Annotated in this window: 18 protein-coding genes; 11 read left to right on the top strand and 7 right to left on the bottom strand. The window is 69.7% G+C overall.

The genetic code is table 11. The features are described from left to right. Positions 1-52: 52 nt before the first annotated feature. Both Microterr_RS13005 and Microterr_RS13000 read left to right on the top strand, forming a co-directional pair. Entirely contained in the window at positions 53-874 is an 822-nt protein-coding gene (locus Microterr_RS13005; RefSeq protein WP_263797501.1) for a DUF4397 domain-containing protein, read from the top strand. A gap of 149 nt (positions 875-1,023) precedes the next feature. Then, on the top strand, positions 1,024-1,512 hold the full coding sequence (locus Microterr_RS13000) for a class F sortase (RefSeq protein ID WP_263797502.1): 489 nt from the start codon (positions 1,024-1,026) through the stop codon (positions 1,510-1,512). Here Microterr_RS13000 and Microterr_RS12995 read toward each other — a convergent pair. Together Microterr_RS12995 and Microterr_RS12990 are read right to left on the bottom strand one after the other, a co-directional pair. After that, on the bottom strand, positions 1,507-2,178 hold the full coding sequence (locus Microterr_RS12995; RefSeq protein ID WP_263797503.1) for a cation diffusion facilitator family transporter: 672 nt from the start codon (positions 2,176-2,178) through the stop codon (positions 1,507-1,509). The two genes, Microterr_RS13000 and Microterr_RS12995, sit on opposite strands and share 6 nt — an antisense overlap. After that, positions 2,175-2,513: an ArsR/SmtB family transcription factor gene (locus Microterr_RS12990; protein ID WP_281974203.1), complete on the bottom strand. Its 339-nt coding sequence runs from the start codon at positions 2,511-2,513 to the stop codon at positions 2,175-2,177. The genes Microterr_RS12995 and Microterr_RS12990 overlap by 4 nt, the downstream gene beginning before the upstream one ends. A gap of 113 nt (positions 2,514-2,626) precedes the next feature. Between Microterr_RS12990 and Microterr_RS12985 the strand changes: the two genes are divergently transcribed. After that, a complete protein-coding gene (locus tag Microterr_RS12985) occupies positions 2,627-3,817 on the top strand; it encodes a serine/threonine-protein kinase (protein WP_281974202.1) in 1,191 nt (396 codons plus the stop codon). Beyond that, positions 3,814-4,293, top strand: coding sequence for a hypothetical protein (locus tag Microterr_RS12980; protein WP_263797505.1), 480 nt, complete (start codon positions 3,814-3,816; stop codon positions 4,291-4,293). The genes Microterr_RS12985 and Microterr_RS12980 overlap by 4 nt, the downstream gene beginning before the upstream one ends. Positions 4,294-4,304: 11 nt before the next feature. Here the strand turns inward: Microterr_RS12980 and Microterr_RS12975 are convergent, their stop codons facing one another. Both Microterr_RS12975 and Microterr_RS12970 read right to left on the bottom strand, forming a co-directional pair. Then, the gene (locus Microterr_RS12975) at positions 4,305-6,122 is read right to left on the bottom strand and encodes a glycoside hydrolase family 2 protein (RefSeq protein WP_263797506.1); all 1,818 of its coding nucleotides are present in this window, start codon (positions 6,120-6,122) and stop codon (positions 4,305-4,307) included. A 37-nt stretch (positions 6,123-6,159) separates the two neighbouring features. Then, positions 6,160-7,182, bottom strand: a complete 1,023-nt coding sequence (locus Microterr_RS12970) for a LacI family DNA-binding transcriptional regulator (protein ID WP_263797507.1) — start codon at positions 7,180-7,182, stop codon at positions 6,160-6,162. Between the two features lie 184 nt (positions 7,183-7,366). Between Microterr_RS12970 and Microterr_RS12965 the strand changes: the two genes are divergently transcribed. From Microterr_RS12965 to Microterr_RS12940, 6 genes are all read left to right on the top strand, one after another. After that, positions 7,367-8,674 (top strand): ABC transporter substrate-binding protein, encoded by a 1,308-nt coding sequence (locus Microterr_RS12965; RefSeq protein WP_263797508.1) that lies wholly within the window; start codon positions 7,367-7,369, stop codon positions 8,672-8,674. Beyond that, positions 8,667-9,641, top strand: a complete 975-nt coding sequence (locus Microterr_RS12960) for a carbohydrate ABC transporter permease (protein WP_263797509.1) — start codon at positions 8,667-8,669, stop codon at positions 9,639-9,641. Before Microterr_RS12965 ends, Microterr_RS12960 begins: the two co-directional genes overlap by 8 nt. Beyond that, the gene (locus Microterr_RS12955) at positions 9,638-10,495 is read left to right on the top strand and encodes a carbohydrate ABC transporter permease (protein ID WP_263797510.1); all 858 of its coding nucleotides are present in this window, start codon (positions 9,638-9,640) and stop codon (positions 10,493-10,495) included. The genes Microterr_RS12960 and Microterr_RS12955 overlap by 4 nt, the downstream gene beginning before the upstream one ends. Then, positions 10,492-11,484: a glycoside hydrolase family 43 protein gene (locus tag Microterr_RS12950; protein ID WP_263797511.1), complete on the top strand. Its 993-nt coding sequence runs from the start codon at positions 10,492-10,494 to the stop codon at positions 11,482-11,484. The genes Microterr_RS12955 and Microterr_RS12950 overlap by 4 nt, the downstream gene beginning before the upstream one ends. A gap of 93 nt (positions 11,485-11,577) precedes the next feature. After that, positions 11,578-12,714: a peptidoglycan-binding domain-containing protein gene (locus tag Microterr_RS12945; RefSeq protein WP_263797512.1), complete on the top strand. Its 1,137-nt coding sequence runs from the start codon at positions 11,578-11,580 to the stop codon at positions 12,712-12,714. 18 nt (positions 12,715-12,732) lie between these two features. Continuing rightward, positions 12,733-13,509 carry a class I SAM-dependent methyltransferase gene (locus tag Microterr_RS12940; RefSeq protein ID WP_263797513.1) on the top strand — a complete coding sequence of 259 codons (777 nt, stop codon included), beginning with the start codon at positions 12,733-12,735 and terminating at the stop codon, positions 13,507-13,509. Positions 13,510-13,536: 27 nt separating this feature from the next. On the opposite strand, the gene Microterr_RS12935 is transcribed toward Microterr_RS12940, so the two are convergent. After that, on the bottom strand, positions 13,537-14,172 hold the full coding sequence (locus tag Microterr_RS12935) for a TetR/AcrR family transcriptional regulator (protein ID WP_263797514.1): 636 nt from the start codon (positions 14,170-14,172) through the stop codon (positions 13,537-13,539). Positions 14,173-14,299: 127 nt separating this feature from the next. Between Microterr_RS12935 and Microterr_RS12930 the strand changes: the two genes are divergently transcribed. Further along, entirely contained in the window at positions 14,300-15,283 is a 984-nt protein-coding gene (locus Microterr_RS12930) for an alpha/beta hydrolase (RefSeq protein ID WP_263797515.1), read from the top strand. A 22-nt stretch (positions 15,284-15,305) separates the two neighbouring features. On the opposite strand, the gene Microterr_RS12925 is transcribed toward Microterr_RS12930, so the two are convergent. Together Microterr_RS12925 and Microterr_RS12920 are read right to left on the bottom strand one after the other, a co-directional pair. Beyond that, complete coding sequence (locus Microterr_RS12925) at positions 15,306-15,998, bottom strand: anti-sigma factor (protein ID WP_263797516.1); 693 nt, start codon at positions 15,996-15,998, stop codon at positions 15,306-15,308. After that, positions 15,985-16,536 carry an RNA polymerase sigma factor gene (locus tag Microterr_RS12920; RefSeq protein WP_263797517.1) on the bottom strand — a complete coding sequence of 184 codons (552 nt, stop codon included), beginning with the start codon at positions 16,534-16,536 and terminating at the stop codon, positions 15,985-15,987. The genes Microterr_RS12925 and Microterr_RS12920 overlap by 14 nt, the downstream gene beginning before the upstream one ends. Positions 16,537-16,637: the final 101 nt, after the last annotated feature.

Raw genomic sequence — 16,637 nt, 5'->3', positions numbered from 1 at the left:
GAATAACTCGATGATGGGCGGCAACGGGCCGCTCCGACGAAGGAGCAAGACTGTGCGAAAGATACTCATGGGCATCAGCGCCGGGGCGGTCGCCGCGCTGGCGATGATCGCGCCCGCCAGTGCCGACACCGCAGGCAATGCCGTCCTGTCCGTGCTCCACGGCATCCCCGACACCCCGGTCGACGTGTACGTCAACGGCGAACTCACGCTCGACGACTTCCAGCCAGGCGACCTTGCCGGTCCCTTGGATCTGCCGGCCGGCGACTACGAGGTCGCTCTGACCGCTCCCGACGCCACCGACGACAGCGCCCCGGTGCTCGGTCCGGTGACCCTCACGCTGGAGGCCGACACGAACTACACCGCGGTGGCGCACCTGACGGAGGACGGCGACCCGACCGTCACGCCCTACGTCAATGACACCTCCGCGACCGCGGCGGGGGAGGGCAGGCTGACAGTCCGTCACGACGCAGCCGCGCCGGCCGTCGACGTGCTCGCCGGAGATTCCCCGGTGATCGAGGGGCTCGCCAACCCCGATGAGGAATCGCTCGACCTGCCGGCCGGCACCGTCGAGGCTTCCGTCGCCGCAGCGGGCACCACTGATCCCGTGATCGGCCCGGCTCCTGTCGAGGTGCAGGAGGGCGTGCTCACGATCGTCTACGCCTGGGGCAGCCTCGAGGAGGACAGCCTCGATCTCGCGGTGCAGACCATCGAGGGCCTGCACTCGGCTCCCGATGGGGTCAACTCCGGCACGGGCGGCCAGGTCGCCGAACGCGACGCGCTGACGCAGGCGCTGTTCCTCGTCGGCGGGTTCGCTGTTGCGGCAGCGGTCGCCGCATCCGCCGTCGTCGTGATGCGTGCGCGGGCGAAGCGCTGAATCGCGAAGCCGTGGCGAGGCCGACCGCAGGGGCATCCGCTGTCCTTGCGGTCGTCCTCGCGCTCGCGGCATGTGCCTCACCGCCGGGCCCGCAGTCGGCCCCCGCACCCACGCCCACGGCGACAGTGCGTCCGACGCCGGCTGTCGAGGTGCCGATCGCGGCCGCCACCGCGGCGCCGGTGCGGAAGCGCGTCGCACCGGAACGGGTGGTGATCGACGCCCTCGGGATCGATGTGCCTGTGGTGCCGGTGGGCGTCGAGAAAGGGGGGTTCATGGAATTGCCGGACGATCCGGCGGTGGCCGGCTGGTACCGATTCGGATCGGATCCGGACAGCGCCGAAGGCAGCACCGTCATCTCGGCCCACATCGACGCGCCGCAGTACCCCATCGGCCCGTTCAGCCGTCTGCGCGACCTCGCGACAGGCCAGGCGGTGGAGGTGATCGATGCGGCGGGTGACGCCCACCGGTACCGCGTGGACAGCGTCACCTACTACCCGAAGGCGGAGCTGCCCGCGGGCGACCTGTTCGAACGAGACGGTGCACCGGCACTGGTGCTCATCACCTGCGGCGGAGCATTCGACGCGCGAACAGGCCACTACGACGACAACGTCGTCGTCATCGCGACCCCGACATCATGACCCTCGTTCGCGCTCGGACTCGGGCTCCTCGTCGAGGAGCATGCCGACCGAGGTCGCGCAGGCGTCGCCCCGCCAGGCCTCGACGCCCTCCCGGACCGCGAACGCGGCGATCACCAGCCCCGCGATCGCGTCCGCCCACCACCAGTCGAACGCGCTATTCAGCACGAGTCCGACCAGCACCGCGGCCGACAGGTACGCGCAGATCAGCGTCTGCATGGAGTCGGCGACGGCGGTCGCGGAGCCGAGCTCACGGCCGGCCCGGCGCTCGGCGAACGAGAGGAGCGGCATCACGACGACGCTCACGGCGGTGAGGACGATGCCGATCGAGCTGTGCTCCACCTCGACCCGCGCAATCAGCGCGGAGAGTGACGCGACGGTGACCCATGCGGCGAGCGCGAAGAACGCGACGGCGATCACCCTGAGAGTGCCCTTCTCCCAGCGCTCCGGGTCGCGCCGCGTGAACTGCCACGCCACGGCGGCGGCGGAGAGCACCTCGATCGTGGAATCCAACCCGAACGCGACCAGCGCCGCCGAGGAGGCGACGGTACCGGCGGTGATCGCGACGACGGCCTCGACCAGGTTGTAGCCGATCGTCGTCGCCACGATCCAGCGGATGCGGCGGTGCAGCACCCGCCTGCGGTCACGGGAGATCGGGGTGGCGCTCATGCGCAGGTGCAGGTGTCGCCTGCGCAGCAGTCGGGTTCGACGTGGAGGACGACCTGGAGCAGCTCGTTCAGCGCGGTGGCGAGGTGCGCGTCGGCGAGACGGTAGGACGAGCGTCGGCCTTCCGCCGTCGCCGCGACGAGGCCGCAGCCACGCAGGCACGCGAGTTGATTCGACATGACCTGCCGGGAAACCCCGAGCGACTCGGCGAGGTCGGACGGATACCCCGGCCCTGTGCGCAGTGCGAGCAGCACGCCCACGCGGGTCGGATCCGAGAGTGCATGGCCGAAGCGGGCGAGAGCGGCCGTATGCGTCACGGATGCGGTCAGAGCGGGCACGTCGCAATAGTACAGAGAATCGTGAATCAAGTGGATGTCGTCCCGCGCAGAATTTCCGCCGCCTGTCAAGCGCCTGACGCGACGCGCGAGCAGTGGCAGGGTGGCTCTTGATGATGAACGGCGTACACGTGCACGGCTCTGAACGGGTCGGCCTGGTTCTCGACGAGCGCTACCGGCTCGACGCGGTGCTCGGCGACGGTGCGATGGCGACGGTCTACCGTGCCTTCGATCAGGAACTCGGACGAACTGTCGCCGTCAAGCTCTTCCGGCCAGGGATGACCGAAGCGGGCGATGAGCACCGGAGAGACTCCGAGAAGCGGCTCCTGGCGTCGTTGAACCACCCGTCGCTGGTGACCCTGTTCGATGCCCGCCTGTCCGGTGGTGACCACGCGTATCTCGTGATGGAGCACATCGCCGGAGGCACGCTCACGGAGCGCCTCGAACGCGGCGCATTGCCGAGCAGTGACGCGGCTGATCTGGTGGCCCATCTCGGGGAGGCGCTGCACGTGGTGCACGCGGCCGGCATCATCCACCGCGACATCAAGCCGTCCAACATCCTGCTGCGCCCGACGTCGGAGTCCGGGCCCGCGCTCCGGGCGGTGCTCGCCGACTTCGGCATCGCCTACCTGGTCGACACCGCGCGCGTCACGACACCCGGCATGGCGGTCGGCACCGCCGCGTACATCTCGCCAGAACAGGTTCGCGGCGCCGAGCCGACGCCTGCTTCGGACATCTACTCCCTCGGACTCGTGCTGATCGAGTCGCTGACGGGGCGGCGGGCGTTCCCGCAGCAGAACTCCGGCGAAGCCATCGCCGCGCGGCTGTCCAGTCCCCCGGCAGTCCCGCCCGGGGTCAGCTTCGCCTGGCGTTCGCTGCTCGTCCGCATGACCGCCATCGACCCCCTGAGTCGACCGACCGCGCTCGAGGTGGCGCGCGCGAGCCGTGCCCTCGAGGCGGACGACCCGGCCGGCCCCGACGTGACCCAGGCGGCGATCGAGGCAGCGCCGCACGCATCGGCTCCGAGCGTCGACCCGCCGACCGCGCCGACGCGCCTCATGCCCGAGGCGCCGGCTGCCGTCGGGCACACCACCGAAGCTCTCGTCGCACCGACGCCCGTGCGCCGGTCGGCGCGACGCCGCGTGGTCGCCGTGATCTCGGCGATCGCAGCCGCTGTCGTGATCGCCATCGCCGCGTTCGTCTGGACCGGATTGGGCGACCCGCCCGCGACGACGCCCGATCTTCCCGAGGTCCAGGATCCGCTCGGGACCCACCTGGACGAGCTGCTCGAGCAGGTGACGCCATGATCCGTCGCGCCGCAGCATCCCTCGTCGCGATCGCCCTCGCTGTGACGCTCGCCGCCTGTGGCACGGCTCCGGTCGACCTCGCACGCAGCGCCTCGTCGGTCATGCAGGATTCCGTCGTCTCGGTGGCCGAGGCCGCGGCGGAGGGGGATCTCGCCACGGCGGTCGCGCAGCTCGACGAGCTGCAGCAGCGTCTCGACCAGGCCATCGCCGACGGCGATGTCAGCGCGGTGCGCGCCGGAGCCATCCAGGCGTCGATCGACGCAGTGCGCGCGGACCTCGAGGCCGCAGCGGCGCCCGAACCCTCAGCGACCCCGACGCCGGCAGCGCCCGCGACCGTCGATCAGGGCGAGGAGACGACGGCGCCCGTCGACACCAGCACCGGCAACTCGGGGCCGGGGAAGAACAGCGGCAAGGGCAAGGGCGCGGACAAGCCGAAGGGCGAGCCCAAGGACAAGCCGAAGGGCAAGGACAAGTAGGTCAGGCGGCGCTACTCGGCCCGGCCGGAGATGATCCGCGCCAGCTGCTCGATCGGGAGCTTCGGAGTGCGGTCCGATCCGACGAGTCCGTTGGTCTCCTGGAGCGTGTCGGCGAGCTGCGTGTAGCAGAAGCCCGACAGCACGCGGCTGTCGTTCACCGCGGACAGCAGGCCGCCGAGACGCTCGGCGAAGTCGTCTGTCGAGCGCGCGGCGGAGTAGCCCCACGAGTCCTCGGTCGCGTCGACGTGGAACGAGATGCCGCCGAACTCGGTGAGCATGACAGGTGCCTGGCTCACGTCTCCGCTGAGCACGAGGCGGCGGCCGGCGGGGCCGACCCCGTCGATCAGCTCGTCGATCGCGGAGCGGTCGAGATAGCGCGGGCGCACGACGTCCGGATCCCACTCGTAGTCGTGGATCGCGACGATATCGGTGTCGACCTGCTCCCAGCCGTCATTGGAGACGACCGGTCTGGTCGGATCGAGCGCCTTCGTCAGGTCGACCAGCGACCGCGCGTAGTGCTCCATGCGGGCGTCGGTCGCGACGTGCTGGATGCCCCAGCTCTCGTTCAGCGGCACCCAGGTGACGATCGACGGGTGGGAGTAATCGCGGCGCACGATCTCGAGCCACTCCCGCACCATCCGGTCGACGGACGTGGGCGAGTACCGGAAGCTCGCCGGAGCCTCGCCCCAGACGAGCAGACCGAGCCGGTCGGCCCAGTAGAGGAATCGCGGGTCCTCGAACTTCTGGTGCACCCGCGTGGCGTTGAACCCGAGATCCTTGATCAGCTGGGCCTCCGCGCGCAGGGCGTCGGCGGAGGGCGCGGCGAGATGCGACTCGGGCCAGTAGCCCTGGTTGAGCACGGACCGCACGTAGTACGGACGATCGTTCAGCAGATATCTGCCCCGGGCGACGTGCGACGTGCGCAGTCCGAGATAGGACGAGACGCGGTCATCGCCGACAGCGACCGTCGCGTCGATCAGCCGAGGATGCTCGGGAGACCAGAGGAGCTCCTCGTAGGCCTGCCCGTTGGTCAGCGCGGCGAGCGAGACGGTGATCTCGAACTCATCGCGGCTCACCGTGGTGCGGGCTTCGCCGAGGTCCTCCCCGCGGTATCGCAGACGCACCGCGACCTCGAGCGGCTCGCGGGGGACGGCGCTCAGCACGACCCTGGCGCGAACGCTCGCGGCATGCACGTCGGCGGTCCAGTGCAGGGTGTCGATCGAGACGGCCGGGACGGCCTCCAGCCACACCGGCTGCCAGATTCCGCTGGTGCGGTGGTACCAGATCACGTGCGGCTGCTCGCGCCAATCCTGCTTGCCGCGCGGCTGCGAGACGTCGTGCGGGTCGTCCTCGGCGCGCACGACGACGGTGTGGGCGTCGGACTCGTCGAGCAGATCGGTGATGTCGATCGAGAACGGAGTGTGGCCGCCTTCATGGGTGGCCGCGAGGTTGCCGTCGACCCAGACGCGGCAGCGGTAGTCGACGGCGCCGAAGTGGAGATTCAGTCGAGCGCCGGAGGAGAACCCGGCCGTCTCAAGGTCGTCACCGGTGATGGTGCGCGCATACCAGACGATGCGGTGGTGGGCGGTGTCGCCGATGCCGGATGCCGGCGACTCCGGCGGGTACGGGACGCGGATCTCCCGATCGAAGGACGGCCGCTCGAACCAGCGCTCGCGCAGTCCGGCGTCCTCGTCGTCGTGGGCGAAACCCCACGTGCCCGACAGGTCGGTCCAGTCGGAGCGCAGCAGCTGCGGGCGCGGGTGGTCGCCGACCTGCTCGCTGGCGACGGGCAGGCGCGCGTGGTCGTCCTTGATCATGGCGATAAGCATGCACCAAATATGCAGCGCTGTAAAACCCTCGGCAGAATCAGTGGACGGCGACGGGTCCTGGTGCGCTCTCGCGGACGACGATGCGGTGAGCGACGATCTCGTGGCGTCCGGTGCCGTCGAATCCCGTCATCCGCTCGATGAGCAGGCGCAGTGCGGTCGCCGCGAGGGCGTCGAGATCGGGGGAGACGGTGGTCAGGCTGGGGAAGGTCACCGCGCTCAGCCGGATGTCGTCCCAGCCGGTCACCTCGACATCGGTCGGCACGCCGATCCCGCGCTCCTGCAGTGCTCGCAGTGCGCCGATGGCGGCGAGGTCGTCGCGGCAGACCAGCGCGTCGAAGCCCAGGCCCGCGTCGATCGCGCCGCCGACCGCCTCCACGGCTCCGGCGGCCGAGATCGCGGCGGAGGGGATCAGGAGCGTGGGGTCCGGGGCGATCCCCGCGCGCTCGAGCGCCTGCTGGTATCCGGCGATGCGCTGTCGCGAGGTCTCGCTCAAGCCGTTCAGCTCGTGTCCGGCGAAGCCGATGCGGCGCCGCCCGGAGGCCAGCAGGTGGCTGGTGATCTCGTCGGCGGCCGCCACGTTGTCGATCATGACCCGGTCCATGGTCAGCGGCGCTGCGGTCTCTCCGAGCAGCACGAGGGGCAGGTCGCTGCGGTGCCGCGCGATCTCGGTGGATCCCATCACGCTCGGCTGGAACAGCATCCCGTCGACGAGCCCAGCCTCGGACGTGGCGACGAGCGCCCGCTCGCCTTCGAGCGTGGCATCCGTCTCCTCCAGGAGGACGCGATAGCCCAGCGTCTCCGCGGCGCGCGACACCACCCTGGCGAGTTCGGCGAAGTAGGGGATGCCCACATCGGCGAAGGCGAGGGCGATCAGTCCGGTCTTGCCGGTGGCGAGGCGCCGGCCCATCATGTTGGGCTTGTAGCCGAGCGTGTCGATCGCCCGCTGCACCTTCTCGCGCATGCGCGGCGAGACGTGCGGGTAGTCGCGGACGACGTTGGACACGGTCTTCATGGAGACCCCCGCGAGCTCCGCGACGTCCTGCAGGCGTACCCCGCCCATGCATCCTCCTCGACGATGCCGCAATTCCTTGGCTGACTCTAGCGCCTGGACGCGAGGATGCGGGGTGTCTTGACAGCAGAATTCCAGCGCTGTAAATTTCTGATCACCCGCCGGGCATCCCATGCCGGCGAACAGTCCGCTCAGATGAGTGGACGCACCGAACCACTCAAAGGAGAGCAATCGCATGAAGAAGCCACTCGCGCGCCGGGGGCTCGGCCTGGGTCTGGCCATCGCGGTCGGCCTGTCGCTGGCCGGCTGCGCAGCATCCACCTCAGGCGGCGGCACCGTCGAGGGCGGCGGAGAGTACGACGGGCCGAAGGTGGAGATCACCTTCTGGAACGGCTGGACCGGAGGAGCCGCGCCGGTGATCGTGCCGAAGCTCGTCGACGAGTTCAACGCCGAGCACGACAACATCGTCGTCAAGAACGTGCCCCAGGAGTGGGCCGACATCGCGTCGAAGATGCCGCTGGCCATCAAGGCGGGCAAGGGGCCGGACGTGGCAGTGCTGCACGGCGACGACCTGGCCACCTACGCCGCGCAGAAGCTGCTGCTGAAGGCGGACGGCATCGTCGACGGGCTCGGCTACAGCGCGGACGACTTCCCGCAGGGCGTCTTCGACAAGGGCAACTACAACGACGCCCAGTACGCGGTGCCGTGGAGCGTCACCCCGCTCGGCCTCTTCGTCAACAAGGAGGTCATGGCCAAGGGCGGTGTCACCGACATCCCCACCGACCAGGCGGGCTACCTCGACGCCCTTGCGGCGCTCAAGGACGCTGATGTCGCCGGCGAATGGGTCGACGGCTACGTGTTCACCGGCACGTTCGAGTTCCAGAGCCTGCTCTGGCAGTTCGGCGGCGAGCTCTACAACGACGACGTCACTGAGGCGACGTTCAACTCCGACGCCGGCGTGAAGGCGCTCACCTGGATGAACGACCTGATCGAGAAGGGCTACAGCCCGAAGAACGTCGCGCAGGACGGCAACATCAAGGCGCTGCTGGCCGGCGACACGGCGTTCAACTGGAACGGCGTCTGGCAGACCACGAACACGGCGTTCGAGGGCCTCGACTGGGCGGCGGCACCGGTGCCGCAGATCGGCACCGAGAAGGCCGTGTGGTCGAGCTCGACGCACTGGGTCTTCCCGGCGAACAAGGGTCAGAACGAGGACGAGACCGCAGCGGCCGCGACCTTCGTCAAGTGGATGAACGACAACTCCGCCGGCTGGGCGGAGACCGGTGAGCTGCCCGCAGCCAACACCGTCCGCGAAGACCCCGCGCTGCTGGAGAAGTACCCGAACCTCAAGCCCTTCATGGATGAGCTCGAGTACGCGCACTACGAGACGGTCGCCCCCGGCATCAACGAGGCGAACGCGCTCATCACGACCGCGCTGAACGAGGCTCTGACGGGCAAGAAGTCGCCGAAGGAGGCGCTGGACGACGCCAAGGCGAAGGCAGATCAGATCCTGAAGCAGAACCAGGCAAAATACGGTGGCTGAGATCGCCACCACGACCGCCCTCGGCCCGCAGCGCGCAAGCGCTGGGGGCCGGGGGCCGGTCCGGCGCGCGGCGACACGGCGCAAGACGCTGATCGCGTATCTCTTCCTCGCGCCGTTCCTGATCCTGTTCGCCACGTTCGTGGTGGCTCCGGCCGTCTTCGGACTGTGGATCAGTCTCACCGACTGGAGCCCGTTCAAGGACGTCCAGAACTTCATCGGGTTCCAGAACTACATCGACCTGTTCACCGCCGGATCCACGACCTCGGGCGACTTCTGGCAGTCGATGCGGGCGACCGCCATCTTCGTGGTCGCCAGCGTGCCCTTCCTCGTCGTCATCCCCCTGCTGGTCGCGATCCTGCTCAACCAGAAGATCCGCGCCGCGACCACCTTCCGCACGATCTTCTTCGCGCCGTACGTGCTCGGGGTGGCTGTGGTCGGCGTGATCTGGGGCTACATCCTCGACACGCAGTCGGGCATCCTGAACCACCTGCTGGGCAGCATCGGCCTGCCGTCCGACATCCCCTGGACCGTCAACGTGCCGTGGGTGTGGGTCACGCTCGTCGGCGTCACCGTGTGGTGGACCATGGGCCTGAACACCGTCATCTTCCTGGCGGGGCTCAAGGGCATCAACTCCGACCTCTACGAGGCGGCATCGCTCGACGGCGCGGGGGCGTGGCGCTCGTTCCTCAACGTGACGATCCCCGGACTGCGTCCGGTCATGCTCTTCATCACGACGACCACCGTCCTGGCCTCGGCCAACATGTTCGGCCAGTCCTACCTGCTCACCGTCGGCGGCCCGGGCAACGAGACCCGCACGGCCATCATGTACATCGCCGATCAGGGCCTCTCCCAGAACAACATGGCGCCCGCCGCCGCGATGAGCTACATCCTGTTCGCGTTCCTGACCGTGATCAGCGTCATCAACTTCCGTCTGCAGCGCGAGCGCGCCGAGAAGGGTGTCTCATGACCGCCGCGATCGCCGTCGACCGGCGTCCCCGCGCCCGCCGCATCACCGCGAAGGTGCTGCTCTACATCGTGCTCGGCGCTCTTGCGCTGATCATCGTCCTGCCGCTGGTGTGGATGCTGATCACCTCGTTCAAGACCGACGCGGATGCGGTGCGCAACCCCTTCGCGCTGCCGAACCCGATCTCGTTCGAGGCGTACCAGACCCTCGCCAGCGGGCAGCAGCCGATCCTGCTGTGGCTGTGGAACAGCTTCGCCGCCGCGACCATCCAGACGATCCTGATCCTCGTCACCGCGTCGATGGGCGCGTACGCGCTGGCGCGTATGGACTTCGCCGGCAAGAAGTTCATCTTCGGCCTCATCATCGCCACGCTGCTGGTGCCGCCGGTGGTCTTCCTCGTGCCGAACTACCTCATCGTGCAGAACTTCGGCTGGCTCGACACCATCCTGGCGATCACGGTGCCCGGCGCTGCCGGCGCGTTCGGCATCTTCTTCCTCCGCCAGTTCTTCGTGGGGCTGCCTGTCGAGATCGAGGAAGCCGCGCGCATCGACGGCGCCGGCGAGTTCCGCATCTTCCTGCAGGTCGTGCTGCCGCTCGCGCGGCCGGCGCTGGCCACACTGGCCGTGCTGTCGTTCCTCAACAACTGGAACGACTTCCTGTGGCCGGTGTACGTGCTCCTCTCACCCGAGAACATGACCCTCCAGCCCGGCCTGTCGATGCTGCAGGGCGCCTACCGCACGCACTTCGCGATCGTGATGGCCGGCGCGGTGATCGCCTCGGTGCCCGTGCTGATCCTCTTCGGTTTCGCGCAGCGGCAGATCGTCGACTCGGTCGCCGGCGCGGCGGTCAAGGGATGAATCCGGTCCGGCCGGCGCGACCGGTGCTCGCGACGCTCGTCGCGGCGATGCTCGTCGGGCTGGCCGGGTGTACGGCGATCCCGGCCGCACCGACGAGCACACCGACGCCGACGGCAGGTGCCGGGTTCGTCCTCGACGAGGACTTCCCCGATCCGGATGTCGTCGCCACCGACGACGGCTATGCGGCCTTCGCGACCGGGACGTTCGGCATCAACATCCAGTCGGCGGCGAGCCCGGATCTCGTCACCTGGCAGATCAGCCGCGACGACGCCCTCCCGACCATGCCCGCGTGGGCGACGACCGGCAAGGTGTGGGCGCCGGACGTGGCGCCGCGTCCCGACGGGGTCTACGTGATGTACTTCACCGCGGAGGACATCGCATCCGGTCGCCAGTGCATCGGCACGGCGACGAGCCCCGACCCCGCGGAACCCTTCGTCGGGGCGTCGGACGAGCCGCTCGTCTGCCCGGTCGAGGAGGGCGGCGCGATCGACGCGAGCACCTTCACCGATGACGACGGCACGCGCTACCTGCTGTGGAAGACCGACGGCAACTGCTGCGGCCAGGACACGTGGATCAGGATCGCCCCCCTCAGCGAGGACGGGCTCTCGCTCGTCGGCGAGCCGACGGACCTGATCAAGCAGTCGCTCGAGTGGGAGGGGAATCTCGTGGAGGCTCCCGTGCTCGTCCGCCACGACGACCGCTACGTGCTCCTCTACTCGGCCAACGACTACGGCGGCGACGACTACGCGACGGGCTTCGCGACCGCGGCCGACGTGCTCGGCCCATACGACAAGAATCCCGACCCGCTCCTGTCCACGGCGAACAGCGACGGGCGCTACCGCGGACCGGGCGGAGAGGATGTCGTCAGCACCCCCGCCGGAGACGTTCTCGTCTTCCACTCGTGGGACGACGCCTACGTCTACCGCGGCCTGAACGCGGCGCCGCTCGAGTGGGACGCTGACCGGCCGACCGTCGTGCTCCCCGACTGATCCCCGGGATCATCATCCTCGGATGATGCGCCGCCCCAGCTCGGATGCCACGATCGCCGCACACTCCCATCTCACAGTCGGAGGTTGTGCGTGATGACGGATTCGGCGAGGCGGCTGCGGGTCCGCGCCGCGGCAGTCCTGTGCGTGGCGATCGCGACCCTCGCGCTCGCCGGCTGCGCCGACGGTGACACCACCGTCGAGCGCGCCCAGGCCCAGGTGACGGCAAAGGAGAAGGCGCTCGCACAGGCCGAGGACGACTTCGCGCAGGCCTCCGAGCAGTTCTGCGCGTCGAGCACGACGTACATCCGCGCGCTCGATCAGTACGGCGACGTGCTGAACTCGACCGCGCCCACGGTCGGCGACGTCCGGGAGGCGGGCGCGGATCTTGCCGAGCCCCATGACGACGCGTTCGCGGGTGCGGACGCCGCGGTCGACGCCCAGCGTGAGCTGGTCGCCGCTCAGCAGGACCTGATCGACGCCCAGGTCGCTCTCGCGGAGGCCGATCCTTCCGCGACACCGGCAGCGTCCGCCGTCGCGGGGCCGACGGCCACCCCGCTCGCGCCGGCGGCGACCGTCGAGCGGGTCGAACAGGCGGAAGCGGACTTCGCCTCCGCCCAGGAGGCGATCACCGACCAGACGCCGCTGGCCGACGCATCCGAACTCTTCAACAGCGCCGCCGTCGCTCTGGAGCTCTCGTGGCTCCGCCTGCTCCTCGACGCCGGGTGCGTCACGGACGAGCAGGAGCAGCAGGCCGAGGCTGCCGTGAGCGCCTACACGAGCGCGCTGCAGCAGGACCTCGCCGACACCGGGCACTACGACGGAGACGTCGACGGCGTCTACGGCCCGGCCACGGTGGCGGCCGTCGAGGATCTGCAGAAGGCCAGCGATCTGCCCGCCACCGGCACGGTGGACAAGGCGACCGCCGCGGCGCTGCAGGCCGAGCTGGTCGCGCTCGGTGGGGCGGAGGCCCAGGAGGCCGTCGCCACGACCGCCGCCATCCAGCAGACGCTCGCGCTCGTCGGCTTCTGGGATGGGCCGGTCGACGGCGTCTGGACGCCGGAGCTGACCGAGGCGGTGCAGGACGCCCAGGTCGAGCTGGGGGTGGAGCCGACCGGGGAGGTGGATGCTGCCACCCTCGCGGCCTGGGAGAAGGCCCTGGCCGAGCGGGAGCAGGCGGCGTCGCCCGAACCGAGCCCGTCCAGCGAGCCGTCGGAGTCCGCCACGCCGTGATCGCGGTAGTGTCCCGCCATGGGCGAACTCCCGGAGCATGTCGCGGTCAATCGTGAGTACTGGGATGCCATGGCCCATGAGTGGGTGGCGGCGGGCGAGCGCTCATGGCAGGAGGTCGAGCCGTCCTGGGGACAGTGGGGCATCCCCGAATCCGAGACCCCGCTGCTCCCCGACGACATGACGGGCATGCGGGCCATCGAGCTCGGATGCGGGACCGCCTACGTGTCGGGCTGGATGGCGCGACGAGGGGCCGCCGTCACCGGGATCGACAACTCCGCCGAGCAGCTGCGCACCGCCCGGCGACTCGCCGACCAGCATGGCGTCGCCCTCGACCTCATCCACGGCAATGCGGAGTCGGTCCCTCGCGCCGACGAGTCGTTCGACTTCGCGATCAGCGAGTACGGTGCAGCCATCTGGGCCGATCCCTATCGCTGGATTCCCGAGGCGCACCGCCTGCTGCGGCCCGGAGGCACGCTGGTGTTCCTGGGGAACCACGCCTTCGTGAGCGTATGCTCGCCGCTCGACGGGTCGTTCCCGATCACCCGACGGCTGGAGCGGCCGTACTTCGGCAGCCATCGCCTTGACTGGCGGGATGCCGTGGACGACCCAGGCGGCATCGAGTTCACCCTCACCCACTCGGCCTGGATCAAGCTCTTCCGGGCGACCGGGTTCGAGGTGGTCGATCTGGTCGAGATCCAGGCGCCGGCCGACGCGACAGGGGTGCGATCGGGGATCTCGGCAGAGTGGGCCCGCGACTTCCCCAGCGAGCACGTCTGGACGGTTCGCAAGCGGTAGGTGAGGCGTCGCGGGTCTCGCCCCGCCTCACCCGTACAGCGTTGCCGGATTGCCCGGTGCCAGGATCGTCAGCGCCAGCCGTTCGAGGTGGCTGCGGATGATGGCGAGGATGTCGGTGCTGCCGTTCGTGATCACCCACTGCAGCTGCAGCCCGTCACTGATGGCGATGCACTCCTGCGCGATCGCGCGATAGTCCAGATCGTCGCGCAGCCGGCCGGCGCGGACGCCGGCTTCGAACGACGCGACGAGCTCTGCGATCGTGGCCGCGTAGCGCTCTTCGTAGAAGGAGCGCGCGGGGCTGTTCGGATCGGCTGCCTCGGCGGCGACCAGCACGAACAGCTCGATGAGCGCGGGCTGCCCGGCGAACGTCTCGGCGAGGCCGAGCATGAGGCGCAGCGGTCCGAGGCCGTCGCGATCGGGCGGAGCCTTCCGCACGATCTCCGCGGCCAGATCGAATCGGCGCTCCGTGATCCCGATGAGCAGGTGCAGCTTCGAGGGGAAGTGGTGGGTGAGCCCAGGGGTGGTCAGACCGGCTTCGCGCGCGATCTCCGCGAGGCTGGTTTCGGCGTACCCCTTCTCCGCGAACTTCGCTGCCGCAGCATCCAGAATCTGATCCCGCCGTGCACGCCCGGCGGCATAGTTCCCCCGCCTCGTCTCGGCCACGGAATCACTGTACCGACCCACCGTTGCGCACGAAAGCCTTTCATGTAAGGTGTTCATGTCGCGGGCGATGGAAGCCCCGACAGCACCCGACACCCGGCCGGATGGCCGCTTCGAGCAAGGACGCCGAATGAACTCGACCCCCGGAGCGGATGCTGCGTACTCCGTCGCCGAAGGCGACCCCGGGTTCCAGCCGCCGACATTCCTGGCCCCGGGTGTCGCGGAGCAGCAGCATCCGCAGAACGCGACGGTTCATCGTGCGCTGACCTACTCGATGCCCGACGGGTATCGGCCGCTGCAGCTCGACCTCTACGTGCCGGACGGTCGCACCGGACCGGTGCCCTGTGTGGTGTGGATCCACGGTGGCGCGTGGCTGTTCGGCTCGCGGCTGACGCCGCCCGACTACTGGCCCGCCGCCTCGCTCTTCGGAGCCGCGATCGCCGCCGGTCTGGCGGTCGCGTCGATCGACTACCGACACTCCCGCGAGGCGTCGTTCCCCGCGCAGCTGCACGATGCGAAGGCCGCGGTGCGTTACCTGCGCCGATTCGCTGCCGAACTGGGCATCGACGCCGGCCGGATCGGGGTCTGGGGCGAGTCGGCCGGCGGACACCTCGCCGCGCTCCTCGCCCTGGTGGACGATCCGGCTCTCGAGGGCGCGGATGGCGTGACGGGGGAGAGCTCCGCGGTCGACGCCGCTGTCGTCTTCTACGGCGTCGCGGACGTGGACTCCATGCCGTCGTTCCTCGACTCGATGCCCGCGGAGTGGATCGAGAATCTGCAGGCGCAGGACACGGGTGCGGGCGTCGAGCCCATCGACGTGCTGCTCGCGGCATCGCCCTACGAGAGGGAGGAAGCGCGACGTCTCGTCTCGCCGATCCATCACGTGCGCGCCGACGCTCCGCCCTTCCTGCTGGTGCACGGCGAGGCGGACGGCCTCGTGCCCGTCAGTCAGAGCGAGATGCTCCACGCCGCCCTGCAGGACGCGGGCGGGGCAGCCGAGCTCGTCACCGTCGCCGGGGCCGACCACGTCTTCCTCGGCACCGATCCGCTGCCGCAGATCGAGCGCGCAGTCGACTACCTGGCGGCCGCTCTCGACGCGACGCCGAGCCCGTAGACGGGCGCGGACCCGCTCCCCGCTACCCCCGCTGCACCAGCTCACCGCGGACGATCGAGTCGCCGGAGTGCGCCGGATCCCCGTCGAGAGGCTCGACGGAGATGTCGACCAGGCTGTACTCCGCGAGGTCGACGCCGTCGGGGATGGGGAAGGAGCCCTCGTCTCCGTCGAGCACGCCGAGGCTGATGAGCGCCTGCGCGTCGTTGCGGATCAGCCACACCTCCCGGTACTCCGTCTCGGGCGTGCTCGCGTCGAGTGTGACGACGAGCCTTCGAGTCCCGTCGGCGGTGCGGTCGACATCCGCGGTGCCGGCGGCGGTGGGGTGGTCGGGGAAGGCGTCGAGGGTCGCGCTGGCGACCGTCACGGGTGCGGGCGGTACCACGACGGCCCAGATCCCCGCACCGATCCCTGCGACGGCCACGAGTGCGGCGGCGAGGATCCAGGCGGTGCGCACCCCGCGCCGGGGCGCTCGGGTGGTTTCAGGCTCGGCGGCACCGAGCCCGAGCTCGGCGGCGATGCCTGCCCAGACCTGCGGGGGCGGCGACTCGAGCTCATCGTCGCTGATCGTGGAGCGGGCGATCTGCACAGTGCGGCTCAGCTGCGCCAGCTCGTCGGAGCACTGGCGGCAGGACGCCAGGTGCGCGAGGTCTTCGGGTGAGCCGACCGGTTCGCCGAGCGCGAGCAGCGCCAGCTGGTCGGGGTCAAGGTGCGACACGGGCGGCCTCCAATCTGCCGCGCAGGCGGATGAGGCTCCGGCGGATGTGGCTCTTGACGGTTCCCAGCGGCATGTCCAGTCTGGTCGCGATCAGCTCATGAGTGAGGTCGTCGAAGAAGGCGAGTCGCATGACCCGCTGCGCGTCCGGCTCGAGCCGTTCGATCTCGTCGGCGAGAAGGATCGAATCGGCGAGATCGGGCAGCTCCCGCACCAGGTCGTCGGGGCGCGTCATGCGCTCGAGCTCCGCCTGCACCGCTCTGATCTTGGTGCGCGATTCGTGCATGTCGGCGATGCGCCGGCGGGTGATCGCGATGAGCCACGTCGACAGCCGCGCCTTGGCGGGATCGAAGGAGGAGCGCGAGGTCCACGCCGAGACGAACACCCGCTGAGTGACGTCCTCGGCGTCGCTGCGGTCTCCGAGCGAGCGCAGGGCGAGCGTGAAGACGACCGGCGACCAGCGTCGATAGATCTGGGCGAGAGCGTCTTCGTCGCCCGCGACGAAGCGCGCGTCGAGCGCCTGCTCCGCCGTCTCGTCCAATGCCGACCTCTTCGCCTCGTCGCGAGGATGCGATCACGTCACCTGCCCGCGCATCGTCCTCTTCAGTATGTTCCCCGGCGGACGCGGATTCGGATGCACCT

The organism is Microbacterium terricola (assembly GCF_027943945.1).
Taxonomy (GTDB): Bacteria; Actinomycetota; Actinomycetes; order Actinomycetales; family Microbacteriaceae; genus Microbacterium; species Microbacterium terricola.
This window is presented reverse-complemented; position numbering and strand designations above follow the sequence as displayed.

Excerpts from the sequence above, each read along its gene's own strand:
- Microterr_RS12995 (WP_263797503.1), bottom strand. The coding sequence starts at position 2,178 with ATGAGCGCCACCCCGATCTCCCGTGACCGCAGGCGGGTGCTGCACCGC.
- Microterr_RS12985 (WP_281974202.1), top strand. The coding sequence starts at position 2,627 with ATGAACGGCGTACACGTGCACGGCTCTGAACGGGTCGGCCTGGTTCTC.
- Microterr_RS12980 (WP_263797505.1), top strand. The coding sequence starts at position 3,814 with ATGATCCGTCGCGCCGCAGCATCCCTCGTCGCGATCGCCCTCGCTGTG.
- Microterr_RS12975 (WP_263797506.1), bottom strand. The coding sequence starts at position 6,122 with ATGCTTATCGCCATGATCAAGGACGACCACGCGCGCCTGCCCGTCGCC.
- Microterr_RS12970 (WP_263797507.1), bottom strand. The coding sequence starts at position 7,182 with ATGGGCGGGGTACGCCTGCAGGACGTCGCGGAGCTCGCGGGGGTCTCC.
- Microterr_RS12965 (WP_263797508.1), top strand. The coding sequence starts at position 7,367 with ATGAAGAAGCCACTCGCGCGCCGGGGGCTCGGCCTGGGTCTGGCCATC.
- Microterr_RS12955 (WP_263797510.1), top strand. The coding sequence starts at position 9,638 with ATGACCGCCGCGATCGCCGTCGACCGGCGTCCCCGCGCCCGCCGCATC.
- Microterr_RS12950 (WP_263797511.1), top strand. The coding sequence starts at position 10,492 with ATGAATCCGGTCCGGCCGGCGCGACCGGTGCTCGCGACGCTCGTCGCG.
- Microterr_RS12945 (WP_263797512.1), top strand. The coding sequence starts at position 11,578 with ATGACGGATTCGGCGAGGCGGCTGCGGGTCCGCGCCGCGGCAGTCCTG.
- Microterr_RS12940 (WP_263797513.1), top strand. The coding sequence starts at position 12,733 with ATGGGCGAACTCCCGGAGCATGTCGCGGTCAATCGTGAGTACTGGGAT.
- Microterr_RS12930 (WP_263797515.1), top strand. The coding sequence starts at position 14,300 with ATGAACTCGACCCCCGGAGCGGATGCTGCGTACTCCGTCGCCGAAGGC.